At 51.4% G+C, this 1,043-nt stretch carries 1 protein-coding gene; it reads right to left on the bottom strand.

Annotated elements, in window-relative coordinates; translation table 11 throughout:
* Window positions 1-55: 55 nt before the first annotated feature.
* Window positions 56-991 carry an IS5 family transposase gene (locus tag ACN4EG_RS27800; RefSeq protein ID WP_431633532.1) on the bottom strand — a complete coding sequence of 312 codons (936 nt, stop codon included), beginning with the start codon at window positions 989-991 and terminating at the stop codon, window positions 56-58.
* Window positions 992-1,043: the final 52 nt, after the last annotated feature.

The following is a 1,043-nucleotide window of genomic DNA, read 5'->3' as shown; positions in this document are numbered from 1 at the left end:
GGCTTTGTTGCATGATTAGAAAAACGGTCAGGTTCGCCTTGAGAGTGTCCTGGTATTAACCTTCAACCTTGTAGCTATCGGGTTTAACGATCTGAATCATCCGATTGAGCGCAACACATTTGATGAATAGCTCCACGGCTTGATTATCAAATTTACGCGCACTGAGATTGCCTCCAAAGATCGTTTTGAAACGAAACATGGTGGTCTCTGCAATTGAGCGACGATGATAACCAGAATCCCGCTTCCAGCGTTTGCGTCCATGCTTACGAATCGAGCGAAGGTTCTCGTCGCGTTGATGGGGCTTGTCTTTGCGATTGCCATGCTGCCAGATTTTGGCATCCTTGCGTGGGGGAATCACAGCTTTGGCTCCTCTGGCATCAATCTCGTCATAGCAATGGCGATGGTCATACGCCCCATCAGTCGAGACTTGTTCTATTGGTTCGTCAATGGCTTGCAGCACATCGTTTAATACTTCCCCATCATGGAAATCATTGGTGGTCGCCACTGCTGCCAAGATTTCGCCGGTTGCCTCATCTACGCCCAAATGCAGCTTGCGCCAAGTGCGTCGCTTGCTGACTCCGTGTTGACGGGTTTTCCATTCTCCTTCGCCATACACTTTCACCCCGGTTGAATCCACTACCACATGACGAGCGCCCTCCTTCGGCACCACCGGAAGTTCAACCAATAGTTGCCCCAATCGCCGAGACAGCGTGCTGTGGTCTGGCACAGGGAGGTCGATTCCCATTAACTCGAAAATCGATTCAAGAAAGCCTTGGCACTGCCGTCCAGCGAGACGATAGACGGCTTTGAGTGTCGCCATCGTTTGAATGGCAAGGTCACTGTAGAGGACAGACGCACCGGGTTTGCCGCTCAACTCCTCGACGACCCACTGCTCTAGGACAGATTCGTCGATCCAGAAGGTGAGGCTTCCCCTCTGCTTGAGTCCAGCGTTATACTCAGACCAGTTGCGGATGCGGTATTGAGGTTTCATGGCTTGGTTTTTGTGTGGTAACTGAAACTTACCATGCCTCTACCCTTCCGCA

It is taken from the genome of Alkalinema pantanalense CENA528 (assembly GCF_050753345.1).
GTDB classification, from domain to species: Bacteria; Cyanobacteriota; Cyanobacteriia; order Leptolyngbyales; family Leptolyngbyaceae; genus Alkalinema; species Alkalinema pantanalense.
Note: the sequence above shows the minus strand (reverse complement) of the source record. Positions and strands in the feature narration are given on the sequence as shown.

Excerpts from the sequence above, each read along its gene's own strand:
- ACN4EG_RS27800 (WP_431633532.1), bottom strand. The coding sequence starts at position 991 with ATGAAACCTCAATACCGCATCCGCAACTGGTCTGAGTATAACGCTGGA.